This window comes from Micromonospora sp. NPDC127501, assembly GCF_040302185.1.
Classification (GTDB): Bacteria; Actinomycetota; Actinomycetes; order Mycobacteriales; family Micromonosporaceae; genus Micromonospora.
Window position 1 is genome coordinate 36,085 of record NZ_JBEORJ010000020.1, and the last position, 23,418, is coordinate 59,502.

The window sequence follows — 23,418 nt, forward strand, 5'->3', positions numbered from 1 at the left end:
ACGTCAGGGTGATCCGGCCCGTACACCGCCTCAACGATGACCAACGCCCGCTCAAGCAACGGCCTAGCTGACGCCGCATCCCCCAAATCCTGCAGCACCGTCGCGAGATTGCTCAACCGGATCGCAACGACAGGGTGATCCGGCCCGTACACCGCCTCAACGATGACCAACGCCCGCTCAAGCAACGGCCTAGCCGCCGCCGCATCCCCCAAGTCCCGCAGGACCGTCGCGAGATTGTTCAGCCGGGTCGCAACGACAGGGTGATCCGGCCCATGCATCACCTCAGCGATGACCAACGCCCGCTCAATCAGCGGCCGAGCTGACGCCGCATCCCCCGAAGCCCGCAGGACCATGGCGAGATTGCTCAGCCGGATCGCTACGTCAGGGTGGTCTCGTCCGTGCACCGCCTCAGCGATGACCAACGCCCGCTCAAGCAACGGCCGAGCCGCCGCCGCATCCCCCAAGTCGCGCAGGACCGTCGCGAGATTGTTCAGCCCCGTCGCGACGTCAGGATGGTCCGGCCCGTACACCGCCTCAACGATGACCAACGCCCGCTCAAGCAACGGCCGAGCCGCCGCCGCATCCCCCAAATCCTGCAGGACCATGGCGAGATTGTTCAGCCCCGTCGCCACGTCAGGATGGTCCGGCCCGTACACCGCCTCAACGATGACCAACGCCCGCTCAAGCAGAGGCGTGGCCTCGACGTATCGCCCGTGTGCCTGAAGGAACGTCGCAGCGCGATCAAGTAGATAACTACAATCCTGAGCCACCGCAGAATCTTCGCCACCATCATCAGGCACATGACCGGTGGCCGTCAGAACATGCGGCAACAGAACCGACCACCTAGGCCATCCCTCAGGAGACCGCAGAACATCATCACCAGGCACGGAGGCCCGCAACAAGCCCAACGCCACAGCCAACGAATCCACTACCGGCTTCCCCTCAGCTGGTCATTCAGGAGGTGCCGGAGACGATTTTACCGTGACGGTGCCTCAACGCGGCCTGCACTAAGCGATGCAGCTGCAACCCTGATTCCGTGCGCCGCGCCAACGAATAGTCCACCACCGCAGCCACGGCGTCGCTGAAGCCCAGGGGATCCCGTGCGGTTACCGCCAACGGCTCCGGCAGCCAATCATGGTGAGTAGTGAACAAGTCCAACGGTATTGGCTCTGGCGCCAAGTAGGCACAGATATCCAATAACTGAACAGAGGATGGACTGTCCGCCATCAGACGTTCAAGACTCAGTTCCCACACGGTGGTTATCTTCTCTGGCCGATACGCAGACTGGCCGCGGCTGTACAACTCAGGGGCCCTCGTACGCAGCAAATGCAGATACTCGGTGGGCGGCATTTGAGTGCTATCGAGATAGGCGGAGGCCTGCTCCAACGCCAACGGCAACCGGCCCAACTCTTCGGCGATCTGCACTGCAACGTTCTCAGGGAGCGCAGGCACCCGTGCTCGCATCAAGTCCACCGCCTCGCCCGATTCGACCACGTCCAGGTCGTGCACGCGCCCTATGGCCGAGAAGCCGCCCCGGCGGGTTGTCATGAGGACATGGCCGGGGATACCCGGCGGGAGCGGAACCGCTGGCAACCATGGGCGCACCTGCTCGACAGCGTCGGCGTTGTCGAACACGAGCAGCCATCCGGGCACCTCCCGCAACGCCTCATGCACCGTCACCCGCAGCGTCTCCGGATCGACTTCGGTCTCCAGACCCAACCGCTGTGCCAGCCGCGCGAACTGGTCCGGAATCAACGCGGGTTTCTCGGCTGCCACCCACCACACCAGGTCGTAGGCACTCATGTGCCGGTTCGCATACTCGACTGCGAGTTGCGTTTTACCGACTCCTCCCAGCCCACGTATCGAATGCACGGTGAGCGGTAAGCCCGCCGTCAACCCCTCCGCCAACGCCTTCAGGTCCCGATCCCGTCCCGTGAAGTGCGGGTTGCGGGCGGGCACGTTCCATACCGTCGGCAGAGCCCCCGGGAACCGCGTCTCTCGCGGCATCGCCCGGCCCTCCGGGAAGGCAGGCGGCCTGGATGGTTTGGCCCGCCCCACAAGCGCTCGTGCCACCATCGATCGGACCCGGGCCTTCGCCTTCGCCTCGGGCACGCCGAATATGTCGACACCCACCACGTTGGCCAACAGACCCGGTCGCTCACAGTCACTTACCCGCACAGTGAGCAACTTGCGGAGACGACCGGCGGGATCTGCCGCCCAAGCAGCCTGCCACTCTGCGCCGCCATACACAGACGTCAGATACTCCGGCGACAACACCGCAATCGTTCGCTCAGCGTGCTGTGTCCCATCCTGCATGCCCTGGATCCAGTGAGTACCCGGCACGAAATCCCACGCTTGAACCAACACCTGATGGCCGTCTTCCTCCAACAGCCACGCGATCCATTCCGCCCACGACCGATCGGCCTGCGTGTACGAAACGAAAAAGTCCCAACCTGTGGTCTCACTGTCACCATTGGTCACTCAGCCAGGCTGCCACACAGGCCACTCCACGCCAATCAACCTGCCAGCCGTCTCCCTTGGCACCCATGGAGGTCCAAGCGGTGAGGGCTAGCCAGGTCGGTGCGTAGGGCGTGTAGCCACACGGACGATGGGTGAGCGGCCGCCGGTCGGCGTCCGGCGGCCGCCCCATGATCGATCAGTTGGCGTACACCTCCAGGGTGGACAATTGCCCGGCCGGCCACCCGGTGTTGCCGGTGACGGTGATCCGCACGTAACGCGTCTGAGCGGCGGTGAACGTCAGCGTCACCTGATTACCAGTGGCCGGGTTGAAGGTCCGCCCCGCCGACCCGACAAGCGTCCCGAAGCTCCCCCCATCGGTGCTGCCCTGCACGGCCAGGGTCTGCGTCCGACTCCCCCACGCCGACGACGGCGGCAGCTTCAGCACCACCCGCCCGACCGTGCGCGAGGAACCCAGGTCGACCTGCACCCACTGCGGGAACGCGCTGTTGGCGCTCTCCCAGTAGCTGTTCGCGTCACCGTCGACCACATTGCCTGACCCGTAACTCTGGACGTGGCTGCTCTCCGACGTAGGCCGGCCGCGGGCGAGGTCCGCGTTGGCCGCGGCGTCAGTGGTCACGGTGACCGCCGAGGACGCGCCGGAGGTGTTCCCGGCGGCGTCGCGGGCGGTGACGGTGAAGGTGTACGCGGTGGACGGGCTGAGCCCGCTCACTGTCGCCGTGGTGCCCGTGACGGTCGCGACGACAGTGCCGCCCTGCCGTACCTGGTAGCCGGTCACCCCGGTGTCGTCGGTGGAGGCCGTCCACGCCAGGGACACGCTCGTCGAGGTCTTGCCGGTGACCGTGAGGCCGCTCGGGGTGGTCGGCGGGTTGTCCGGGACGGTGCTGCCGGCGTACACCTCGACCTGGGCGAGTTGGGCGGCCGGCCAGCCGGTGTTGCCGCTGATGCTGAGGCGGACGTAGCGGGCCGTGGTGGTCGTCAGCGTGCGGGTGACGGTGTTGCCGGTGGCCGGGTCGAAGGTGAACGCGGAGGCCCCGGCGATGGTGGCGAAGGAGTTGCCGTCGACGCTGCCTTGCACGGTGATGGTCTGGGTGCGCGCGCCCCAGCCGGCGGGCAGCCGGACCACGAGCTTGTTGACCTGGTGGCTGGCGCCGAGGTCGACCTGCCACCAGTGCGGGAAGGAGCCGCCGCCGCTCTCCCAGTAGCTGCCGGCGTTCGAGTCCACCGCGTTCGACGCCGGGAACCCGCCGCCCTGGCTGCTGGCCGATGTGGATCGGCCGGCGGCCAGGTTCCCGGTGGGCGGTGGCGGGGTGCCGACCATCGGCGGCGTGGGGCGTACGGCGGTGAGCGCGAGCTGTCCCTTGAGCATCCGGCCGCCGTCGGCGGTGATCCGCAGGTAGTAGTCGGATGAGCAGGCCACGCCGTCCTCGTCCAGGGCCCGGATGTTCGCGCCGGCCGGGGTGGTGGCCTGCGTCTCGGACGTCTTGGCGATCTGGTTGCCCTCGTTGTACTCGTCGAACATGGACACGTACAGGCCCTGGGAGCCGAGCCGGACCATGTTGTAGATGTGCCGCCAGTAGAAGTCGCCGTGCTTGCGGTGCCCCCCGGCGAGGTCGCCGGGCATGACGCAGGGCAGGTAGTCGATGCCGCGCGCCGCGCAGTCGGCCATGTCGCCGACGTTGACGTTGTTGTAGTACGAGTCGAGTTCCTCCACGGTCCTGGCCCGGTAGACCATCCACGGCGAGATCGCGTGGAACGCGTGGTAGACGTCGAGGAAGCCGGGGCGGGAGTCCTCGATGCCCTGCCGCCACCAGGTGGGCACACCACCGATGACGTAGCAGCCCTGGGCCTTGAACCAGTTGATGACCTCCAGGCAGGGGCCAGGTGTGAAGGGTCGGCTGGGCTCGCTGAAGCCGAAGCCCCAGATGCAGACGACTGGTTTGCCGTTCTGCCGGGCGTACGCGGAGGACGCGGTGTGCGCGACCATCTTCGTCGTCCAGTCGGTCTTGATCTCCGACTGGAAGGTCAGCCAGTCGGTGACGTCGTACATGATGTAGAACTTGCGGTTGTACCGTTCGGCCGCGGAGCGGACCTTCTGCGTCATCGCGTCGCGGGTCGGGCCCTCGTCGCCCATCGGGTTGAACCGTTGCAGCGCGGCGGTGTCGCAGCCGTTCTCCTGCATCCAGCGGAAGTGGGTGTCCACCGTCTGCTGGTCGTACGAGGAGAAGAGGGTGGCCGGCTGGCCGTTGCCCAGGTTGGGGTACGCGGTGGGATAGGTGCGCGTGTACTCGCGCATGTCCGGCCAGGACACGATCGTGGTGTTGGCGGGCGAGGGCGGCTGGAACCGGTCGCGGCCCCAGTGCCACCATCCGCCGATCGGCGCCCCGTCGCCGGGGGCGCTGAACCAGCCCTGGTAGCCGACCGTCACCTTGCCGACCACGTCCCCGGGGGGACTGGCGGCGTGTGCGGGGCTGGACAGGGTGGTGAGCAGCTCGGTGGTGGAGGCGGTGGCGAGGGCGGACCCGGCCAGCACCGACGTGACGAACCTGCGGCGGGAGACCGCCATGAGGACCACTCCTTCGGGACGGAAGGCATTGACGGCCATCGTGGCAGCAGTGGATGCCGGCTCGCAAGAGTTAGACTGATCGATGAAAATCCCGATCAGATGACGGGAATTACGCGCTGGCTTCTCAGTGGCTGACGGCCCGCTCCCGCGCCCACAGCGGGGACAGGATCTGGCTGGGGGCTTGGCGGCGGCGGGCGTCGCGCACCGTCGTCCGTACGCCCTCGGTGAAGCCGATCTTCGGGTGCCACCCGAGCAACTCTCGCGCCTTCCTGGTGTCCAGCGCCATGTTGCGCACCTCGCCCGGCCAGGGCAGCGGCTCGTACCGGGCCACGCTGTTCACGCCGGACGCCTCCCGGACCGTGTCGTACACCTCGTTGACGCTCGTCTGTCGACCCAAGGCGATGTTGACCATTCCCACACCGTTGTGGTGACAGGCGACCGCGATCGCCTCGGCGACGTCGCTGACGTGGATGAAATCCCGGGTCTGCGTGCCGTCGCCGTAGATCACCGCCTGCCGACCGCCGAGCAGCGCATCGACCATCAGGGACACCACGCCGCAGTCGCTGCCCTCCTGCCGCGGCCCGTAGACATTTCCGAGCACCATCGAGGTGTACGACAGGCCGTACTGACGCCCGTACCAGTCGAGGTAGTGCATGCCTGCGGCCTTGCTGACGCCGTACGGGCTCACCGGGGCGATCGGGTAGTCCTCGCGGACCGGCAGGTCCTGGGCGGCGACGCTGCCGAAGATGGCGCTGCTGGCCGCGTTGATCACCAGCCGCACCCCGCTTCGTGCACAGGCGTCCAGCACGTTGACGGTGCCGAAGACGTTCACGTCGGCGTCGTACGGGGGTGAACGATGGGCCGCGGGAACGCTCGACTGCGCGGCGAGGTGCACCACCACGTCCGGCTGCCACCGGTGGATGATCTCGACACCCTCGGGCGTACGGATGTCACCCGACACGACGTCCGCCTCGGTCAGTCCGCCGTACGCGGCGTCGGTCAGGTTCTCGATCCGCCCGGTGGAGAAGTTGTCGAGCACCCGGACCTGGCTGCCCATCAGCATCAGCCGGGCGACCACGTGGCCGCCGATGAAGCCGGCGCCCCCGGTCACCAGCACGCGCCCGGGAATCAGGTCCGTCGGCGGGTCGACACCGACGGCGGTAACGGGCAGGTCCATGTCGGACTCCTCGGAACGACGAAACGGTCGGCCCGCTGCGGCAACCGGACGGCCGAACTCGACCGTAACCCAACAAAGTTCACTAAACGGACGATCAGCCCGAATGCCTCGCGGAGATATGCGAGATCTAGTGTGGAAAGGATCGTTTTACCCATTCATCACTATTCACCTTTTACCGCTAGTACTTTCTCCCCCGGGGGGTGTCCGCCGGCATGCCCTGGGAGCACCGGACGGAGAGGGAGGACGGCGTGTTGAGAGAGACTCTGGGCCCGCCACCGCGACAACCGGGCGGCGGGGTGACGAGCGCTCCCCTGCTGTCGGTGCTGCTGGTCAGCTGGAACACCCGCGAGCAGACCCGACAGTGCCTGGAGTCGCTGGCGTCGACCGCCGACGCCGATCTGGACTACGAGGTGGTGGCCGTCGACAACGGCTCGTCCGACGGCTCAGCCGACCTGCTCGCCGACCAACCCCGGGTCCGGCTGATCCGCAACAAGCACAACAACGGTTTCGCCGCCGCCGTGAACCAGGCGTACCGGCGGGCGAACGGGCAGCTGATCCTGCTGCTCAGCAGCGACATCCGGTTGCACCCGGGCGCGCTGTCCCGAATGGTCGACCATCTGCGGGAGCGGCCGGACGTCGCAGGGGTCAGCCCGCTGTACCTCAACCCGGACGGCACCTTCCAGCAGCACTACGTTCGACAGCCCAGCTTCGCCGCCACCATCGCGCTGGTGACCGCGCTGCGCCGACTGCCCGGGTTCCGCCAGGCGCTGCACCGGTTCCAGATGCGGGGCGAGGACTTCAGCCGTCCCCGGCAACTCGCCTCGGGCAGCTGCGTGCTGCTGCGCCGCGCGGTGCTCGGGCAGCAGACCATCTTCGACGAGACGTTCCCCGTCTACTGGAACGACGCGATCCTCGCGCGGCAGCTCGACCAGGCGGGGCACGAGCTGTGGTTGCTTCCCGACGCGGTGGTCACGCACAGCCGTGGCGCGTCCTGCCGGCTGCTCGGGCCGACCATCCGCTTTCGACACCTGCTGGGCAGCCTGGTCGGGTATCTGCGGATGACCCAGCCCCGGTACCGGATCGCGGTGTTCCGGGCCGTGCTGCTCGCCGACCACCTGGTCAAGCGACTCTTCGGTCGATCCGTACCGCTGGGCCTGGGCGACCTGTTCGCCGCGCTGCGCGGCGACGTCGGCCCGCTGCCCGACGGTGACACCCGCGACTGGGTGGTGCTGTTCAGCCGAACCCGCTGGTCTGTCGACCGGCATCCGGCGGTGCTGGGGCAACTGGCGCCCGGGCAACGGTTGCTCTTCGTCGACCCGCCGGGACGCCGGCCGCGCTGGCGGTGCGAGGTGAGCCCGATCGGCTCGGCAGCCTGGCACGCCGTCGCACCGACCGCGCTGCCGCTGGGCGACTCGGTGCCGCTGGTCAACTGGATCAACCGGCGAATCGCGGCCTGGTCGCTGCGTGGGTGGCTGGACCGGCACCCCGGCGCCCGCCTGCTGCGGCTCGACGACGAACGCGCCCGCGCGGTGCTCGGCCGCCTCGGCGAGGACGAGTTGCTGCCCGCCGGCGCACCACGGCCGATGGAACGGTCGGGCCGTGGCTGAGCACACCAACGACGTCGCCCGCCGCCGGGACGTCGCCACCCACAACAGCCGCTCGGCACGGGGCGTCCAGCTGCGTTCCCTGTCGGTGGGGTTGCCACGATGAGAGCGCCGATCGTCGCGCCCGGTGTGCTGCTCGCCGGCACCGGGCTGGGCGCAGTGCTGACCGTGGTCACCCTGCTACCCGGGCCGGTCGGCCTGGCCGCCGCCATCGGCGTGCTGTGTGCGGGGGCGTTCCTACTCGTGCTCGCCGAGGCTCGACCGATTCGGTCGCACCGCGCGCCGACCACCTCGACGACACCACCGCGCTGACGGTGATGGGCCGGAGCCAGCCTGGCTCCGGCCCCGAACGTCCGCGCGAGCCCGGACGACCGCCCGCCTCAGGCCGAGAAGTTGCGGAACAGCAGGGACGCCAGGCCGAGCGCCAACGCCAGGTTGAACACTGTGGCGCTGGCGAACACCGCCACCGGCCGCCAACCCGCCTCCCGCAGCGACGCGACCCGGACCTCCAGACCGATGCTGACGAACGCCAGGATCAGGAACCACACGCGCAGGTCGTTGACGATGGCGATGGTGGCCTTGCCGTCCGCGCCAGCCGCGTCGAGGTACCAGGTGGCGATGACCGAGGCCGCGATGAAGCCGAGGACGAACTTCGGGAACCGCGTCCACAGCTCGCCGAGGCCCGGTCGGGCCGCGCCGGGCCGTCGTTCCACCCGCAGGGTGAAGTACGCGGTGAGCGCGACCGCCACCACGCCCATCAGGGCATTCTGGGTGACCTTCACGATGCTGGCGATCTGGAGCGCCTCCTCACCGGCGAGCGCTCCCGCCGCGGTGACCGCTGCGGTGGTGTCGATGTTGCCACCGATCCAGGCGCCGGCCACCGCGTCGGAGAGCCCGAACACGTCGGCCAACCAGGGCAGGACGAAGATGGACGGCAACGCGAAGACGATGACCAGACTCGCCGTGTAGGCCAACTGCTCGCGGCGTGCCCGCACCGCGCCGGCGGCGGCGATCGCCGCGCTGACCCCGCAGATCGACACCGCCGACGCGAGCAGCGCCCGCAGCTTGTCGTCGAGGCCGAACCGTCCGGCCAACCACCAGGTGAACAGGAACACCCCGCTGATCAGCAGGATCGCCTGGGCGATCGCCGGGCCGGCGGCGCTGGCGATGACGGCCAGGTTGATCGACGCCCCGAGCAGCACCAGACCGGTCTTGATGAAGAACTCGGTCCGGAACGCGGCGGCGATCCGGTCCCGCCATCCGAGCAGCGTGACGGCGACGTTGCCGAGCAGGCCGAGCAGGATCGCGTAGACCGGGTACTCGATAGCCGCTCCAATGTCCTCGACGGCGGTGCCCTCGGCCCAGGCCGGGACGTTCTGCTCCAGGTAGCGGGTGAGCGCGGCGAGACCGACCACGATCAGCAGGCCGAGCGCCGTCCACGCCCAGAAAGTCCCGTCACGCGCCACGCTGGTCGGCTCGGCGGGATCGGCGGTGCTCGACGACGTGTCGCGCTCGACCACGTCCTCGGTGGGCGGGTCGTCCGTGGCGTCGGCGGCGCCGGGTTGGGTGCCCGTCCGGGTCGCGTCGGCGGTCATCAGGGCACCAGCCCGGCGGGGATGGCACCCAGCAGGACCAGGGCGAGCAGGGCCAGGCCGAGGATGGTCGCCACCCAGTCCTCGTTGAACGCGAGCCGGGACGCGCCGGCCGTCGGCGGGGTGGGCGGTGGCTGGTCGGATGTCATGGCGTACCTCCATGGTGGTGAACCGGTCCGGCCGTGCCGGATCGGTTCAGAAGCGCGGTGACGAGCGTGCGGAGCCGCGCCGGGTCACGTGTCGACGCGCGAGCCGGCAGTGCGGCCGGAAGAGGAGTGCGGTGCTGCGGTGCTCAGTCGGTGCCCGGTGCGCCCGGACAGAGCTCGCTGGCGGTTCGCATCAGGTCGACGACCCGACGCGAGGTGAGGAGCGGACCAACCGGCACTCACGTATTTTCCTACCGACTCGATAGGAATTCAAGACCCGAATTCTCGCTCTGCCGCGCCGCCCCGGCACGGACGACGGGGCCGGAGCCATCGCCGGCTCCGGCCCCGTCGGTAGGCCCGATCTCCGCTACGGGGTCGGGTATTGGGTCAGGTACACCGGAGCTCCGACCTTGGTCATGTCGGCCGCGTCCCCGACGCCGTTGACCACGTGGTCGATCGTGCCGGCGCTGAGGTTGACGGTCATGATGTGGTGCAGCCGCACCCCGGGCCGGTTCGGCACCTCGAAGCCGTTCTCGGTGTGGATCGACGGGTTGTTCTGGTTGAACACGTACACCCCGCCCCCGTACAGGGTGTGGTGACGCACCCGGTCGCCTACCTTGTAGCCGGCCCAGCCCTCGACCGCGCCGTTCATCCAGTCGGCCTGCGTCGGCGGGTCGTACGGCAGCTCGTTCTGGTAGAGGATCGTGGTGCCGTGCTCGCCGTTCCAGACCGTGTTGTAGCGCTGGAAGTGCTCGACGAAGAGGCCGGTCGCGGTCACGTGGTCGCCGTTGATGACGGCCCCGTAGCGACCGGTGTTGGTACGCCAGCGGTCGGTGTCACCGTTGACGCCCTCGGTGAAGCCCTCGACGCCGTGATCGCCGCGCCACACCCAGGTGTGGTCGATGAGCACGTTGTCGCTGTTGACCTCCAGCGCGGTGTTCGTCCGCCCGATGTGCGGGCCGCCGACCCGGAAGTACACGTCGGAGAGCGTGGTCGGGTTGTGCGGGCTGCTCGCGTTGCGGCCGTGCTCACGTCCGACCCGCAGCAGGACCGGCGACTCGACGAGGCCGGCGTCGATCGTGACACCGGCGACGATCACCCCGGGAACACCGGCCACGTCCAGCGGGATGGCGCCGTTCACGGCGGTCAGCGTGGCGTGCCCGATCCCCAGCACCACGGTGTTCGGCCGCCGGACCTCGATGCTGCGCGCGATGTCGTACGTGCCGGGCGTGAGCAGCAGGTGCTTGCCGCGCGCCAACTGGCTGTTGATGACGCGCACCGAGTCCGACGGCTTGGCGATGAAGAAGTCGCCGATCCCGATGGTGCGCCCCGGCGTGATGCCGTCAGCCCAGGAGACGCCCCGGCTGTCGCGCTGTGCGGCGGGCACCCGCACCTGGTAGCGACCCTTGCCGTCGACGAAGAGGTAGGGCTTCTCCCGGCTGAGCGGGGTGGTCTCCAGGGTGGTGTACGGCGGGTCGGGGAACGTGGCGTCGTCCGGTGCGCCCTGGACCCCCGCGAACACCTGGTTCCACACCGCGTTGGACCAGCTGCCGACCTCACTGTTGCGGGTCAGCCACTGCTGCTGCGAGCCGTTGGTGGTGGCCGGCAGCCGCGAGTCGGCGATGAACCCGCCGCTGGCGTACTGCGGGCCGGCGGTGCAGTAGTCCATCAGCGACAGACCGCCGCCGCCGATGTTCAGTCGGCGCATCGACACCGCCTGGGAGACCGCCCAGAAGTTCGCCGACGACCGGCAGTCGTCCTGGCCGGCCGCGTTGATGGTGAGCGAGAGGTTGGACAGGGTGCGCCAGAAGTTGACCAGCGCGAGGCAGTTGCCGGTGCCACCGTCGGCCAGGCAGCGGTTGTAGACCTCCAGCTTGCCGTTGACGGCGACGTCGGTGGGCGAGGCGCCCAGACCGGAGACCTCGGTGTAGTAGCCGACCTTGGCCTGCAACGGCTGCTCGGCCGTGCCGTACGTGCCCGGCTTGAACAGGTAGGCGTGCCGCTCGGTGCCCATCTCGTTGTCGACCTGCCGGGCGTGCGCCGCGTCGAGGGTCTGCTGGATCTCGGCGACCGGCATGGACGGGTCGAAGATCGTCACGTTCGGGCCGAAGTCGGGTGCGCCGTGCGTCGGGCGGCCGGCGCTGGCCGCCGTACTGGTCATCGTGGTGGCGGTGGTCAACACCAGAGCGAGCAGGAGGGTACGACCGGATCTCCGGCGCACGTCTCGGGACGGGGTTGTCATGTGGTTCGTCCTCTCCGCTGGCCGGGCGTGATTCCGGCGCAGCTGGGGGCGGTGAGAGCGCTCTCTGACCCTTGCCGCCGGAGGTTGGGCCGGGCCGGAAGGGGTTGAGATGTTTCTACCCGTTAATCCGGCCGCCCGCCATGACCACGGACGGCGAACTTCGTGCCGGCGGGGTGGTTGACCCTGCGGGGCAGGCACCGCCTTTCGACCTACGCGTTGACCTTCCACCTCGACACTGACGGTCCAGGCTGGTCACGGTTGCGGGCCTGGCGATGGCGACCGGTGCTGAGCAGCGCAGTTCCGTCCCCGCTGAGAAGGGGGTCGTCGCGAAGGTCGGTCGCTCTCCCGCCGACTTCTTCAAGGATCACCGGTCCATTCGGAGTCCGGATACGGCGAGGCCCGCCCTCCTCGGGAGGGCGGGCCGGCACGATGGTGTGAGAGGTCAGCGCACCCGGCGGCGGCCGTAGGCGCCGGCGACGATCGCCACGCCGACAGCGGCGAAGACGACCTGCAGGATCAGTTCGATCCAGTCGATCCCGCTGGTGTCATCGACGCCGACGGCACCGGCGACGAGGGTGCCGAGGAGCGCCGCGACCACACCGATGAGCAGGGTCAGCCAGATGGGGATGTTCTGCTTGCCCGGCACCGCCAGCCGGCCCAGCACGCCGATGATCAGACCGATGATGATGGCGGCGAAGAACCCGGTAATTTCCACGGGAGTCGTCCTTTGAGAGGGGATGTGGCCGGCCTTTGATTGCCCAAGGCAACGATCCGCGAAACACCCTCTGGATCTCCATCTCGGCCGCAACCCATGCGATCTTGCACTTTGTGCGGCCGAGACGCCGCTTCCACACCTTATGTCGTCACAGAAAGTGCATGATCGCGAGAGGAGGCATGGTGCGGCCGCGCGTTTGCGGTCGGCTTCAGGTCGCCTTACCGGCGCTAGGATGACCGCCGTGCAGTTCGGGGTGCTCGGGCCGCTCGCCGTGACCACGGACGCCGGCGAGCCGGTGGTGGTGCCCGGCACCAAGGTGCGGGCGTTGCTGGCCGACCTGTTGGCCAACCGCAACCAGGTGGTCTCGGCGGACCGCCTCATCGACGACCTGTGGGGTGACGACGCCCCCGCCAATCCGGCCGGAGCGCTCCAGGTGCGGGTGTCGCAGCTGCGCAAGGCGCTCAACGACGCCGAGCCCGGCGCCCGTGAGCTGGTCGAGTCCCGGCCACCCGGTTACCTGCTGCGGGTCGACGCGGTCGACGTCGACCGCTTCGACGAGCTGGCCCGCTGCGCCGACGTCGAACGGCTGACCGAGGCCCTCGCGTTGTGGCGCGGCGAGGCGTACGCCGACGTGGCCGACGCCGAGTTCGTGCGGGCCGAGGCGGCCCGCCTCGCCGAGCAGCGCCTCGTCGTGCAGGAACGGTTGGCGCAGTCCCGGCTGGCCCGGGGTGAGCACGACCTGGTGGCCGCCGACCTGGCCGAGCTGGTCGCCAAACATCCGCTGCACGAAGGCCTGCGGGCGGTGCAGCTGCGCGCGTTGTACGCGGCCGGCCGCCAGTCCGAGGCGTTGGAGAGCTACGCCGAGCTGCGAACCCGGCTCGCCGAGGAGCTGGGCCTCGACCCCGGCCCGGAGCTGGTCGCCCTGCACCGCAGGATCCTCGAACAGGACGCCGGCCTGAACGCCCCGCCGAAGGCGGCGATCGTCCGGAACAACCTGCCGGCCCCGCTCGACGAGTTGATCGGGCGGGACGACGCGCTGGCCGAGCTGCGGGCGTTGCTGCCTTGCCAGCGGCTGGTCACGCTGGTCGGTCCGGGCGGCGTCGGCAAGACCCGGCTGGCCACCGAGACGGCCCGCGCGACGTCCTACCCGGACGGTGTCCGACTGGTTGAGCTGGCCCCACTGCCGGCCGGTGACGACCGCGTCGCCGAACAGGTGCTCGGTGCTCTGGGCGCCCACGAGGCCGCCGGAACGACCCAGTCCCCCGCCGACCGGGTGGTCACGGCCCTGCGGCACCGGCAACTGCTGCTCGTGCTGGACAACTGCGAACACGTCATCGAACCGGTCGCCGAGCTGGTCGCCCGGCTGCTGCGCGACGTGTCCGGGGTGAGCGTGCTGGCCACCAGCAGAGAGCCACTCGGGCTGACCGGCGAGCTGCTCTGGGAGGTACCCCCGCTGCCGGTGCCCGACGACGGTGACCTGGACGAGGTCCGGCGCTCGGCGGCGGCCCGGTTGTTCGTCGCCCGCGCCGCCGCGCAGCAGCGCGGTTTCCGCCTCGACGGGCAGACCGCGACGGCGGTGGCCCAGCTCTGCCGTCGCCTCGACGGTTTGCCGCTGGCGTTGGAACTGGCCGCGACCCGGGTCCGCGCGCTGGGCGTACGCGGGGTGGTGGACCGGCTCGACGACCGGTTCCGGCTCCTCACCACCGCGCAGCGGGACGTGCCACCCCGGCAGCGGACGCTCACCGCGGTGATCGGCTGGAGCTGGGACCTCCTGGACGAGTCCGACCGGGCCGTGCTCGCCCAACTGGCGGTGTTTCCGGACGGCTGCACCCCGGAGGCCGCCGAACAGGTCTGCCGAACCGACCTGGACGCCCTCGCCCGGCTGGTGGACCGGTCGCTGGTGGTGCTCGACGACTCCGGCGCGGCCCCCCGCTACCGGCTGCTCGAATCGGTGGCCGCGTTCTGCCTGGAACGCCTCGCCGACGCCGACGAGGTACGCGGGCGGCACGCCACCTACTACACCGAGCTGGCCGAACGCGCCGACCCCGGGCTGCGCGGGGCCGACCAGCAGCGGTGGCTGGCGCTGCTCGACACCGAGTTGGCGAACCTGCGCTCGGCGCTGGCGCACGGTGGCGGGCTGCGCCTGGCGGTCGCACTGAGCTGGTACTGGTTCCTGCGCGGCCGGCTCACCGAGGCACGGCGGGCGCTGGCCGTGCCCGGCGACCCGGAGCAGGAGGCCCGCGCGGCACCCTGGCGGGTCGGCTTCGCCCTGTCGCAGGGTGAGGTGATCGCACCGGACGACGTGCGCGCCGCCGTGGCCGCCGACCCGGACAGCCACGCCGCGTGGTTCGCGGCCAACGCGGTGATCGAACACGGCGACCTGGCCCTGGTGTCGGAGCTGCTGCCTACCGCCGCCACCGACCCGTGGACCGAGGCCGCGGTGCTCACCTCCCTGGCCCACATCGCCCACGCCAACGGTGACCAGGCCACCCTGGAGCGCACCGCGACCCGCAGCGCCGCGCTCTTCGCCGACCTCGGCGACCGGTGGGGTCGGCTCCGGGCGACCGAGTGGGTGGGTGGGCTGGCCGACATGCGCGGCGAGCACGAGCGCGCCGCCGCGCTGCACCGGGAAGGGCTGCGCTGGGCCGAGGAGTTGGCGCTGTGGCCACAGGTCTGCGCCGAGTTGTCCTGGCTGGCCTGGCTCGCCGTGCAGACCCGCGACTACACCCAGGGCCGGGAACTCGCCGAACGCGCCTACGACCTGGCGGTGGAGCAGGGCTCGCCCGGCGCGCTGATCTTCGCGGAGATGAGCCTCGGGCTGGCCGCCCGCCGCGACGGCAAGCTCGATCTGGCCGTCACCCACCTCAGCCACCTCGCCGACCTGGGTCGAGGAGAGAGCCAGTCCGCGCTCTACCTGCCGATGGTGCTGGTCGAGCTGGGCTACGCGGTCGAGCAGGGCGGCGACCCGGACGCCGCGTTGGCCCTGCACATCGAGGCGTTCGAGGTCGCCGAGGCGATGGCGACGATGCGGGACGCGATCAACCCACTGGAGGGAATGGCGGCGGCGGTGCGCTCCCCCGAGGTCGCCGCCCGACTGCTGGGCGCCGCGGCCGCCGCCCGGCTCGCCACGCAGTCCCCCGCCGCACCGGCCGAACGCGACGACACCGACCGGACGACAGCACGACTGCGGGCCGAACTCGGGCCGGAACGCTTCGACGCGCTGCTCGCCGAGGGCGCGAAGCTGAGCCCGGGCGAGGCCCGGGCCCAGCTCTGACCGGTGCTCAGGAGGCCACCTTCGGTTGGTACGAGGCGACGATCACGCCGCTCTTGTGCACCCGGGTGTCGACCAGGTCGAACGACGCCTTGAGTTCGGTCAGCGGCGCGGTGAGGCTGGGGCCGCCCTCCAGCACCGGGTGGATCCAGAACCGGACCTCGTCCACCAGCCCGGCGCGGATCAGCTGGGCGGTGACCGAGCCGAACCCGTACTGGATGATGTTCTTGCCCGGCTGGGCCTTGAGCGCGGTGACCGCCTCGACCAGATCGCCCTGGAGCACCTCCGTGTTGTTCCAGGTGGGGTTGGTCAGGGTGGTCGAGGCGACGTACTTCTTGACGTTGTTGAAGTACGCGGCGCCCGTGGTCGGGTCGCTCTCGTCCATGTTCGGCCAGGCGGCGGACATGCCGTCGTAGGTGGCCCGGCCCATCAGCATCGCGTCGGCCTCCTCGGTCTGCGCCCCAGCCAGGCTGGCGGCCTCCTCGTCGAAGTACGGCGCGGTCCACATCGGGTTGTCGATCACGCCGTCGAGGGTGATGTAGGTCGAGTTGACGAGCTTGCGCATCGGGATCTCCTGGGTGTTTGTCGTGCTCTCCGGTGACACCCAGAACTCTGCCGGAGCCCGCTTACGATTCGCTTCAGGTGCTCTTACCCGCGTCGTCGACCGGGCCCTCTGCCGGGTCGGTCAACGGGATCGGCAGCGCCTGCGGTGTCACCGTGCCGGCGCCGGTCGAGTGGGCCGGGGCGGGGCGGTGACCGCCGCGGCTGTGCAGCCGTCCGCGCCCGGCCGGACCGGCCCGCCGGGTCACCTCGACCGTCACCATCCGCACCGGCGGTGGCGGCGCGGCGAAACGTCCGACGCCCCACCGCACCCAGATCGGGATCCGGCCGGCGTCCGCCTCCGCGCGCAGCTTCTGCACCGTACGGGCCCGGTCGGTGTGGTCGACCTCCACCACGACGGGCGGACCGTCCGGACGGGCGCACGCCACGTCGAGCACCGAGTGCCGCTGCTCCAGCGGTGGTGGCAACGGCAGCACGCTGGGCGCGCGCCGGTACACCCGCCAGCCCTGGGCCTCGGCCCACCGCACCACCGAGTCGATCACCCGCGCGGTGACCTCGTCGGTGTCCAGGTCGACGAAGGTCACGTCGGCCAGCCACCGGCCCAGGTCGGCGGCCAACCGCTCGCCCTGCGCCGTGACGTCCACCGGCGCAGGATAACGCCTCAGCCCCGGGTGGCCGCCGTCGCGGCGAGGTGCCGGGTGAGCCAGGCGGTGGTGGCCGTACGCGCCGTCTCGGCGTTGTCGAGGGCGAGAAAGTCGTGCCCCTCGCCGGTGAGCACGAGATGCCCGTGCGGCACGTCCCGGGCGGCGAGGGCCTGCGCCACCTGCGCCGACTCACCGGCCGGCACGTTGGTGTCGTTGGCACCGTGGATGAGCAGCACCGGCACGTCGAGTCGGTCGATGTGGGTCATCGGCGACAGGTCGCGCAGCAGCTCGGCGTCGCGCACCGGATCGCCGTACTTGCTGACGGCGGCGGCGGCGATCCACGGCTCGGTGCCGGCGTAGAAGGTGTGGAAGTCCGAGATGCCGCACTCGGCGACCCCGGCGGCGAACAGGCCGGGGAAGTTCACCAGCACCGCGAGCACCAGGTAGCCGCCGTAGGAGCGGCCCAGGCAACCGAGCTGGCCGGGACGAGCGACGCCGCTGTCGAGCAGGTGCTCGGCGCACGCCGCCACGTCGGCGATCGCCCCGTAGCGCCCGGCGAGGTTGTCGGCGGCGACGAAGGAGCGACCGAAGCCGGACGAGCCGCGAACGTTCGGCGCGAACACCGCGACGCCCTGCGCGACGAGGGCCTGGAACAGGGGGTTGTAGCCGGGACGCTCCTGCGCCTCGGGGCCGCCGTGCAGGCTGATCGCGGTCGGCCAGGGGCCCGGACCGGCCGGGCGGTAGAGCCAGCCGGACAACGGCAACCCGTCGCGGGCCCGCAGGTCGACCAACTGCGGCGCGACACCGCTGCCGCCCGTACGCGCGGCGCCGGTGTCCGGTCGCAGCGGACGCGGCGTGCCGGCCGACGGGTCGACCAGCCAGACCTCGCGGGGCCGCACCGGCCCCTGCGCGGTGAGGCAGAGCAGGCCACCGTCGGCGGCGAAGACGGCGTCGCCGAGCACCTCGCCGGGGGCGGTGACGGCCCGCTGCACACCGGTGGCGAAGTCGAGCAGGCTCAGCTCGCTACGCCCGCCGTAGCTGTTCCACAGCAGCGCGGCGCGCCCCCGGTCGGCGCTGAGCGCCACCTGCTCCAGCTCGGCGTCCGGCCGCGAAGCGAGCCGTGTCGGGGGCAGCGCCGGTCGGGTGAGATCGACGCGCACCAGCGCGGCCAGTTCCGAGAACGCGTCGGTACGCGCCAGCACGCTCGTGCCGTCCGGGCCGAACCAGCCCTGGTCGGTGCTGCCCCGCCCGGTGTCCGGGAACAGCCGCCGTCGTTCGCCGGTGGCCACGTCGAGCAGCTCCAGCCAGCGGGCGTTGCGGGGTCCACGGCGCAGCAGGGCGGCCCCGCCGTCCGGGGTGACGTCCAGGAGGGTGAGCAGGTCGTCCTCGGCGAGCACCCGCCGGTGCCCGGTGCCCGCGTCGACCAGCACGGCGGCCCCGCGCTCGGCGGTCTCGGTCACCGCCAGCAGCGCGCTGCCGGGCAGCCAACCGGCCAGGGCGGCGCTGCGGCGACCGAACCCGGCGACCTGGTGACGCTGCGTACCGTCCGGGCGCAGCACCCACAGCTCGGTGCGGGGCGCGCCACCGGGCGCGACGACGCAGGCCAGCCATTGCCCGTCCGGGGACCAGCTCACCGCCAGAACCGGCTCGCCGCTCACGGGCAGCGCGACGGGCACGCCAGCGTCGACCTCGCAGACCCAGACGCCGGGCGTGCCCGCCCGGTCGGAGAGGAACGCCACCTGGCGGCCGTCCGGCGACGGCGCGGGGGCGAAGTCCTCACCGGCGGGCACCGGCGGCGACACCGGCCGGTCGGTCGCGGGTCGGGCCCGGCGGGTGGTGCGCGGCGCCTCGGTCCGTACGCTCATCTAAACCCCGATCCGCTGCAACCAGAGCTCCAGCAGCCCGAGCTGCCAGAGCGCGTTGGAGCCCAGCGTGGTCCGCCGGGCGTTCGGCGCGTCCAGCAACTCCTCCAGATAGTCCTTGCGGAACAGGCCCCGCTCGCGCGCCGGTCGGGCGGTCAGCGCGTCCCGCACATCGTCGAGCAGTGGGCCGGAGAGGTGCCGGATGGCGGGCACCGGGAAGTAACCCTTCGGCCGGTCGATCACCTCGTCCGGGACGATGCCCCGGCTCGCCGCCTTCAGCACACCCTTGCCGCCCTGCGCCAGCTTCATGGCCGGCGGACAGGCGGCGGCCAGCTCGACCACCTCGTGGTCGAGGAACGGCACCCGGGCCTCCAGCCCCCAGGCCATCGTCATGTTGTCGACCCGCTTGACCGGGTCGTCGACAAGCATCACCAGGCTGTCCAGGCGCAGCGCCGAGTCCAGCGCGGTGTCCGCACCGGGCGCGCCGAAGTGCGCGGCGACGAACTCCAGGCTGGCGTCGTGGTCGAGCATCCACTCGGGCGCCAGGTGCCCGCCGAGCGCGTCGTGGCGACGGTCGAAGAACACCCGGGCGTACGCCTCGACGGCGTCCGCGCGGGCCACGTTGGCCATCGGCGGGTACCAGTCGTAGCCGGCCAGGATCTCGTCGGCCCCCTGCCCGGACTGCACCACCGTGATCCGCTGCGAGACCTCCTCGGAGAGCAGGTGGAACGCGACGCAGTCGTGACTGACCATCGGCTCGCTCATCGCCGCGATGGCCTGGTGCACGGCGGGGACGAACCGCTCCGCGCCGATGCGGATCTGCTGGTGGTCGGTGTCGAAGTGGCGGGCCACCAGGTCGGAGTAGTGGAACTCGTCGCCGCTCTCCCCCGCCGCCGCCTCGAAGCCGATGCTGAAGGTGGCCAGCCCGGTCTGGCCCTGCTCGGCCAGCAGGGCGACGATCAGGCTGGAGTCGAGACCGCCGGAGAGCAGCACGCCGACCGGCACATCGGCGACCATCCGCCGCCGTACGGCCGTGCGCAGCGCCGCCATGAGCCGTTCCTGCCACTCGCCGGCGGACATGGCCGGAGCGGCGGCCCGGTTGAACTCCGGCCGCCAGTAGGTGGTGTCGGTGCTCCGGCCGTCCGCGGTGATCACCCGCACGGTGGCCGGCGGCAGCTTACGGACCCCGGCGAGGATCGTGCGCGGCGGCGGCACCACCGAGTGGAAACTCATGTAGTGGTGCAGCGCCACCGGGTCGAGCTCGGTGTTCACGTCACCGGCGGCGAGCAACGCCGGCAGGGTCGAGGCGAAGCGCACCCGACCCGGCCCTTCGGCCAGGTAGAGCGGCTTGATGCCGAGCCGGTCCCGGGCCAGCACCAGTGTGTGCGTGGCCAGCTCGACCAGGGCGAACGCGAACATCCCGTAGAACCGCTCGACGCAGGCCGTCCCCCACCGGTGGTACGCCTTGAGGATCACCTCGGTGTCCGAGGTGGACCGGAAGGAGTAACCGGCGGAGGTCAGCTCGTCGCGCAGCTCCCGGTAGTTGTAGATGCAGCCGTTGAAGACCATGGCCAGTCCCAGCTCGCTGTCGACCATCGGCTGGGCGCCCGCGTCGGACAGGTCGATGATGCGCAGTCGGCGGTGCACCAGGGCCACCGGCCCGTGCTGCCACCGCCCCTCGCCGTCCGGGCCTCGGGAGGTCAGGTCGGGAAGCATCCGCTCGACGGCGGCCAGGTCCGGTGGTGCCCCGTCGAGGCGGAATTCGCCTCCGATACCGCACATGTCTTGCACCTCTCGTCGGCTGGATCCGCTGGGGCCGCTGACCGGTCCAGGCTTGGCGGGCCGGGTTGCGTCCCGATGACGGGTGGGTCAAGCGTGGGTTACGCCGCCGGTTCGTCGGCTCCACCGAGCAGCCAGGTGTCCTTCGACCCGCCACCTCGCGACGAGTTGACGATCATGCTGCCGGCCGGCGCCACCCGGGTCAGCGCGACCGGCGCCACCTCGGCGGTGTCACCGAGGAACACGAACGCCCGCAGGTCCACGTGGCGGGGAGTGAGCGCCGTACCGTCGAAGACCGGGTGGGTCGTCAGCGCGACCATCTCCTGGGCGATCCACCGGTGCGGGGCCGCGAGGATCTGCTCCCGGACGGCGTCCAACTCCTCCGCCTCGGCCCGAGGGCCGATCACCACCCGGTCACCGCCGTACCCGTCGACCGGCTTGAGCACCAACTCGTCGAGCCGGCCCAGTACCTCGGTCCGCTGCTCGGGCAGCCCACACAGGTACGTCGGCACGTCCCCCAGCAGCGGCTTCTCGCCCAGGTAGTACTCGATCAGCCGGGGCACGTACGCGTACAGCGCCTTGTCGTCGGCGACACCGTTGCCCAGCGCGTTGGCCAGCGTGAGCCGCCCGGCGTGCACGGCGGCGAGCAGCGGCCACCCCAACGGCACCCCGTCCGCTCCCGGCGCGTGCAGCAGCGCCTCCTCGTCCATCCGCAGGTAGATCACGTCCACCTCGCGGCGGCAGCCCTCGCGGACCAGCCGGACCCGGCCCTCCTCCACCAGCAGGTCGCTGGTCTCGGTCAGCGGCACACCCATCTCGTCGGCGAGCAGCCGGTGCTCGAACCACGCCGGATCACCCGGGCCACTGCTGAGCACCACCACGGCGGGGTCGTCGGCCGCGGCGGGCGCGGCGGCGACCAGCGCCCGGTACAGCATCGCCGGCGTCTCGTCGGCGGGCAGCAGATCCTCCGGAACCGGCAGCTCGGGCAGCACCGCCCGGGTGAGCCGGCGGTTCTGCACCGCGTAGCCGATGCCGGAGGGCACCCGCAGGTTGTCCTCCAGCACGAACCAGCCGCCGCCGGGATCGCGGACGAGGTCCGTGCCGGACACCTGGGCGCGGGTGCCCCGCCGGCCCATCAGCGCCCCGGTCGGGCGCAGCCCTGGTGAGGACTCCACCACCCACGCCGGCACCACGCCGTCGGCCACCACGGCCCGGTCGGCGTAGACGTCGCGCAGGAACGCGTCGAGGGCGCGGGCGCGTTGCACCAGGCCGGTACGCAGGGTCCGCCAGTCGGCGGCGGGCACCACCCGGGGCACCAGGTCCACCGGGAAGAGTCGGGTGCTCGCCTCGCCGGCCACGCTGAACGTCACTCCCCGGGCCCGCTGCTCCTCGTCCCGGTCGTGTTCGCGTTGACGGAGGACGCCGGCGCCGAGCTGGCGCAGGGCCGCGAGCATCGGGGCGTACGCCGGTTGCGGCCCGGCCGGTCCGAAGACCTCGTCGCCGGTGTCGGCGTACGTGGGCAGCGCCGGCGGTGTCGACACCTCCGGCAGCGGCCCGCGGACCCGGCCCCGGGTCTCGTCGAGCAGCAGGTCGACCACGTCGGCCAACCGGCCACGCCGCTCGTACGCCCGCCGCTGCCGGGCGGCGGAGCTGCCGCGTTCCAGCGCGTACCGGGTCAGCTCGCGGACCTGCTCCCAGTCCCCGGTCGCCTCCAACTGCGGTCGCAGGTCGGTCACCAGGCGGCGGACCGCCTGGGCTGCCGGCACCGGTCGGGCCGACCGGGGCAGGTCGAGCAGGTCACCCTCCAGCCCGGAGCGGGCCGCCCGCCACACTGCGGCGCGCAGCACCGGTGGTCGCACGGCCGTCCGCTCCACCCCGGCGCGCAGGGCGGCGACCTCCCGCCGCACGAGCGCCCGGAACAGGCCGGTGAGCAGGACGATGGTCTCCACGTCGGCGTTGGCGTCGGTGATCCGCAGCTCCACGGTGGGCACGTGCGCCGACGGCCGGACGTCGAAATAGATCATGGCGGGGTCGGTGATCGTCTCGGAGGCGATCAGTTCGGCGACCAGCGCCTCGTGGTCGGCGGCGCTGGTCACCTCACCCGGGTCGCCCGCGGTGGGCCAGCGCTGCCAGACCAGCGACCGCACGCTGGCGTACCCGCTGTCCTGACCCATCCAGTACGGCGAGCTGGTGGAGAGGGCGAGCAGCACCGGCAGCCACGGTTGGACCCGACGGGTCACCGCCACCGCCAGGTCCCGGTCGGAGACGCCGACGTGCACCTGCGCTCCGCAGATCAGCTGCTCCCGGGCGAGCAACTGGTACTCGTCGAGCATTCGCCGGTAGCGGGAGGTGGGTGTGACGCTGGGATCGCCGTCGGCCCGCAGCGGCACCGTACCGGCCGCCACGATGCCCAGCCCGGCCCGGTCGGCGACCTGGACGGCGGTCTGCCGCAGCCCGGTCAGCTCGGCGCGGATCTCGTCCAGGGTGCGGCAGACCGCGGTGTTGGTCTCCACCACGCTGCGGTGCAGTTCGGCGGTGAACGAGGCCGCCGGCAACCGGTCGAGCAGCTCCCCGGCGCGGGGCACCAGCTCCCGGGTGTGCAGGTCGACGACGTGGAACTCCTCCTCCACACCGATCGTGGCCAGGTCCGCCGGGTCGCCGTCGTCGAGCGACAGGGCCCGGTTGGATCGGGGGGTGGGCAGCGTCCGGCCGTTGCCGGACCGGCCCACCGGCCCGTCGTACGTCGGCGCGTTCGTGGTGTTGTCGGCCATGGTCACCCCG

General features: G+C 71.1%; 16 protein-coding genes. 3 read left to right on the forward strand and 13 right to left on the reverse strand.

Annotation, left to right across the window (positions count from 1 at the left end):
- The 4 genes from ABTW72_RS31100 to ABTW72_RS31115 form a co-directional block, all read right to left on the reverse strand.
- The coding region (locus ABTW72_RS31100) for a tetratricopeptide repeat protein (protein WP_350865113.1) at nucleotides 1-830 on the reverse strand (830 nt) is incomplete at its 3' end.
- 124 nt (nucleotides 831-954) lie between these two features.
- Nucleotides 955-2,481, reverse strand: a complete 1,527-nt coding sequence (gene fxsT / locus ABTW72_RS31105) for an FxSxx-COOH system tetratricopeptide repeat protein (RefSeq protein ID WP_350865115.1) — start codon at nucleotides 2,479-2,481, stop codon at nucleotides 955-957.
- Nucleotides 2,482-2,656: 175 nt separating this feature from the next.
- Nucleotides 2,657-5,044, reverse strand: coding sequence for a glycoside hydrolase family 99 protein (locus ABTW72_RS31110; RefSeq protein WP_350865118.1), 2,388 nt, complete (start codon nucleotides 5,042-5,044; stop codon nucleotides 2,657-2,659).
- Nucleotides 5,045-5,168: 124 nt separating this feature from the next.
- A complete protein-coding gene (locus tag ABTW72_RS31115) occupies nucleotides 5,169-6,221 on the reverse strand; it encodes a GDP-mannose 4,6-dehydratase (RefSeq protein ID WP_350865120.1) in 1,053 nt (350 codons plus the stop codon).
- 248 nt (nucleotides 6,222-6,469) lie between these two features.
- Between ABTW72_RS31115 and ABTW72_RS31120 the strand changes: the two genes are divergently transcribed.
- Both ABTW72_RS31120 and ABTW72_RS31125 read left to right on the forward strand, forming a co-directional pair.
- The gene (locus ABTW72_RS31120; protein ID WP_350865123.1) at nucleotides 6,470-7,828 is read left to right on the forward strand and encodes a glycosyltransferase family 2 protein; all 1,359 of its coding nucleotides are present in this window, start codon (nucleotides 6,470-6,472) and stop codon (nucleotides 7,826-7,828) included.
- 99 nt (nucleotides 7,829-7,927) lie between these two features.
- Nucleotides 7,928-8,137 (forward strand): hypothetical protein, encoded by a 210-nt coding sequence (locus ABTW72_RS31125; protein ID WP_350865126.1) that lies wholly within the window; start codon nucleotides 7,928-7,930, stop codon nucleotides 8,135-8,137.
- A gap of 68 nt (nucleotides 8,138-8,205) precedes the next feature.
- On the opposite strand, the gene ABTW72_RS31130 is transcribed toward ABTW72_RS31125, so the two are convergent.
- The 4 genes from ABTW72_RS31130 to ABTW72_RS31145 all read right to left on the reverse strand — a co-directional run bounded on the left by ABTW72_RS31130 (nucleotide 8,206) and on the right by ABTW72_RS31145 (nucleotide 12,520).
- A complete protein-coding gene (locus ABTW72_RS31130) occupies nucleotides 8,206-9,420 on the reverse strand; it encodes a YeiH family protein (protein WP_350865129.1) in 1,215 nt (404 codons plus the stop codon).
- Nucleotides 9,420-9,566, reverse strand: a complete 147-nt coding sequence (locus tag ABTW72_RS31135) for a hypothetical protein (RefSeq protein ID WP_350865132.1) — start codon at nucleotides 9,564-9,566, stop codon at nucleotides 9,420-9,422. The genes ABTW72_RS31130 and ABTW72_RS31135 overlap by 1 nt, the downstream gene beginning before the upstream one ends.
- 364 nt (nucleotides 9,567-9,930) lie before the next feature.
- Nucleotides 9,931-11,805 (reverse strand): pectate lyase-like domain-containing protein, encoded by a 1,875-nt coding sequence (locus ABTW72_RS31140; protein ID WP_350865135.1) that lies wholly within the window; start codon nucleotides 11,803-11,805, stop codon nucleotides 9,931-9,933.
- 442 nt (nucleotides 11,806-12,247) lie between these two features.
- Complete coding sequence (locus tag ABTW72_RS31145; RefSeq protein ID WP_350865138.1) at nucleotides 12,248-12,520, reverse strand: GlsB/YeaQ/YmgE family stress response membrane protein; 273 nt, start codon at nucleotides 12,518-12,520, stop codon at nucleotides 12,248-12,250.
- 232 nt (nucleotides 12,521-12,752) lie between these two features.
- Between ABTW72_RS31145 and ABTW72_RS31150 the strand changes: the two genes are divergently transcribed.
- A complete protein-coding gene (locus tag ABTW72_RS31150) occupies nucleotides 12,753-15,794 on the forward strand; it encodes an AfsR/SARP family transcriptional regulator (RefSeq protein ID WP_350865140.1) in 3,042 nt (1,013 codons plus the stop codon).
- A 7-nt stretch (nucleotides 15,795-15,801) separates the two neighbouring features.
- Here the strand turns inward: ABTW72_RS31150 and ABTW72_RS31155 are convergent, their stop codons facing one another.
- The 5 genes from ABTW72_RS31155 to ABTW72_RS31175 all read right to left on the reverse strand — a co-directional run bounded on the left by ABTW72_RS31155 (nucleotide 15,802) and on the right by ABTW72_RS31175 (nucleotide 23,408).
- Nucleotides 15,802-16,356 (reverse strand): dihydrofolate reductase family protein, encoded by a 555-nt coding sequence (locus ABTW72_RS31155; protein ID WP_350865143.1) that lies wholly within the window; start codon nucleotides 16,354-16,356, stop codon nucleotides 15,802-15,804.
- A 73-nt stretch (nucleotides 16,357-16,429) separates the two neighbouring features.
- Nucleotides 16,430-16,996, reverse strand: a complete 567-nt coding sequence (locus tag ABTW72_RS31160; RefSeq protein ID WP_350865146.1) for a hypothetical protein — start codon at nucleotides 16,994-16,996, stop codon at nucleotides 16,430-16,432.
- A 17-nt stretch (nucleotides 16,997-17,013) separates the two neighbouring features.
- Complete coding sequence (locus tag ABTW72_RS31165) at nucleotides 17,014-18,861, reverse strand: S9 family peptidase (protein ID WP_350865149.1); 1,848 nt, start codon at nucleotides 18,859-18,861, stop codon at nucleotides 17,014-17,016.
- The gene (locus ABTW72_RS31170) at nucleotides 18,862-20,640 is read right to left on the reverse strand and encodes an N-acetylglutaminylglutamine amidotransferase (protein WP_350865152.1); all 1,779 of its coding nucleotides are present in this window, start codon (nucleotides 20,638-20,640) and stop codon (nucleotides 18,862-18,864) included. It abuts the gene before it with no gap.
- A 98-nt stretch (nucleotides 20,641-20,738) separates the two neighbouring features.
- The gene (locus ABTW72_RS31175; protein ID WP_350865155.1) at nucleotides 20,739-23,408 is read right to left on the reverse strand and encodes a glutamate--cysteine ligase; all 2,670 of its coding nucleotides are present in this window, start codon (nucleotides 23,406-23,408) and stop codon (nucleotides 20,739-20,741) included.
- Between the last annotated feature and the right edge of the window lie 10 nt (nucleotides 23,409-23,418).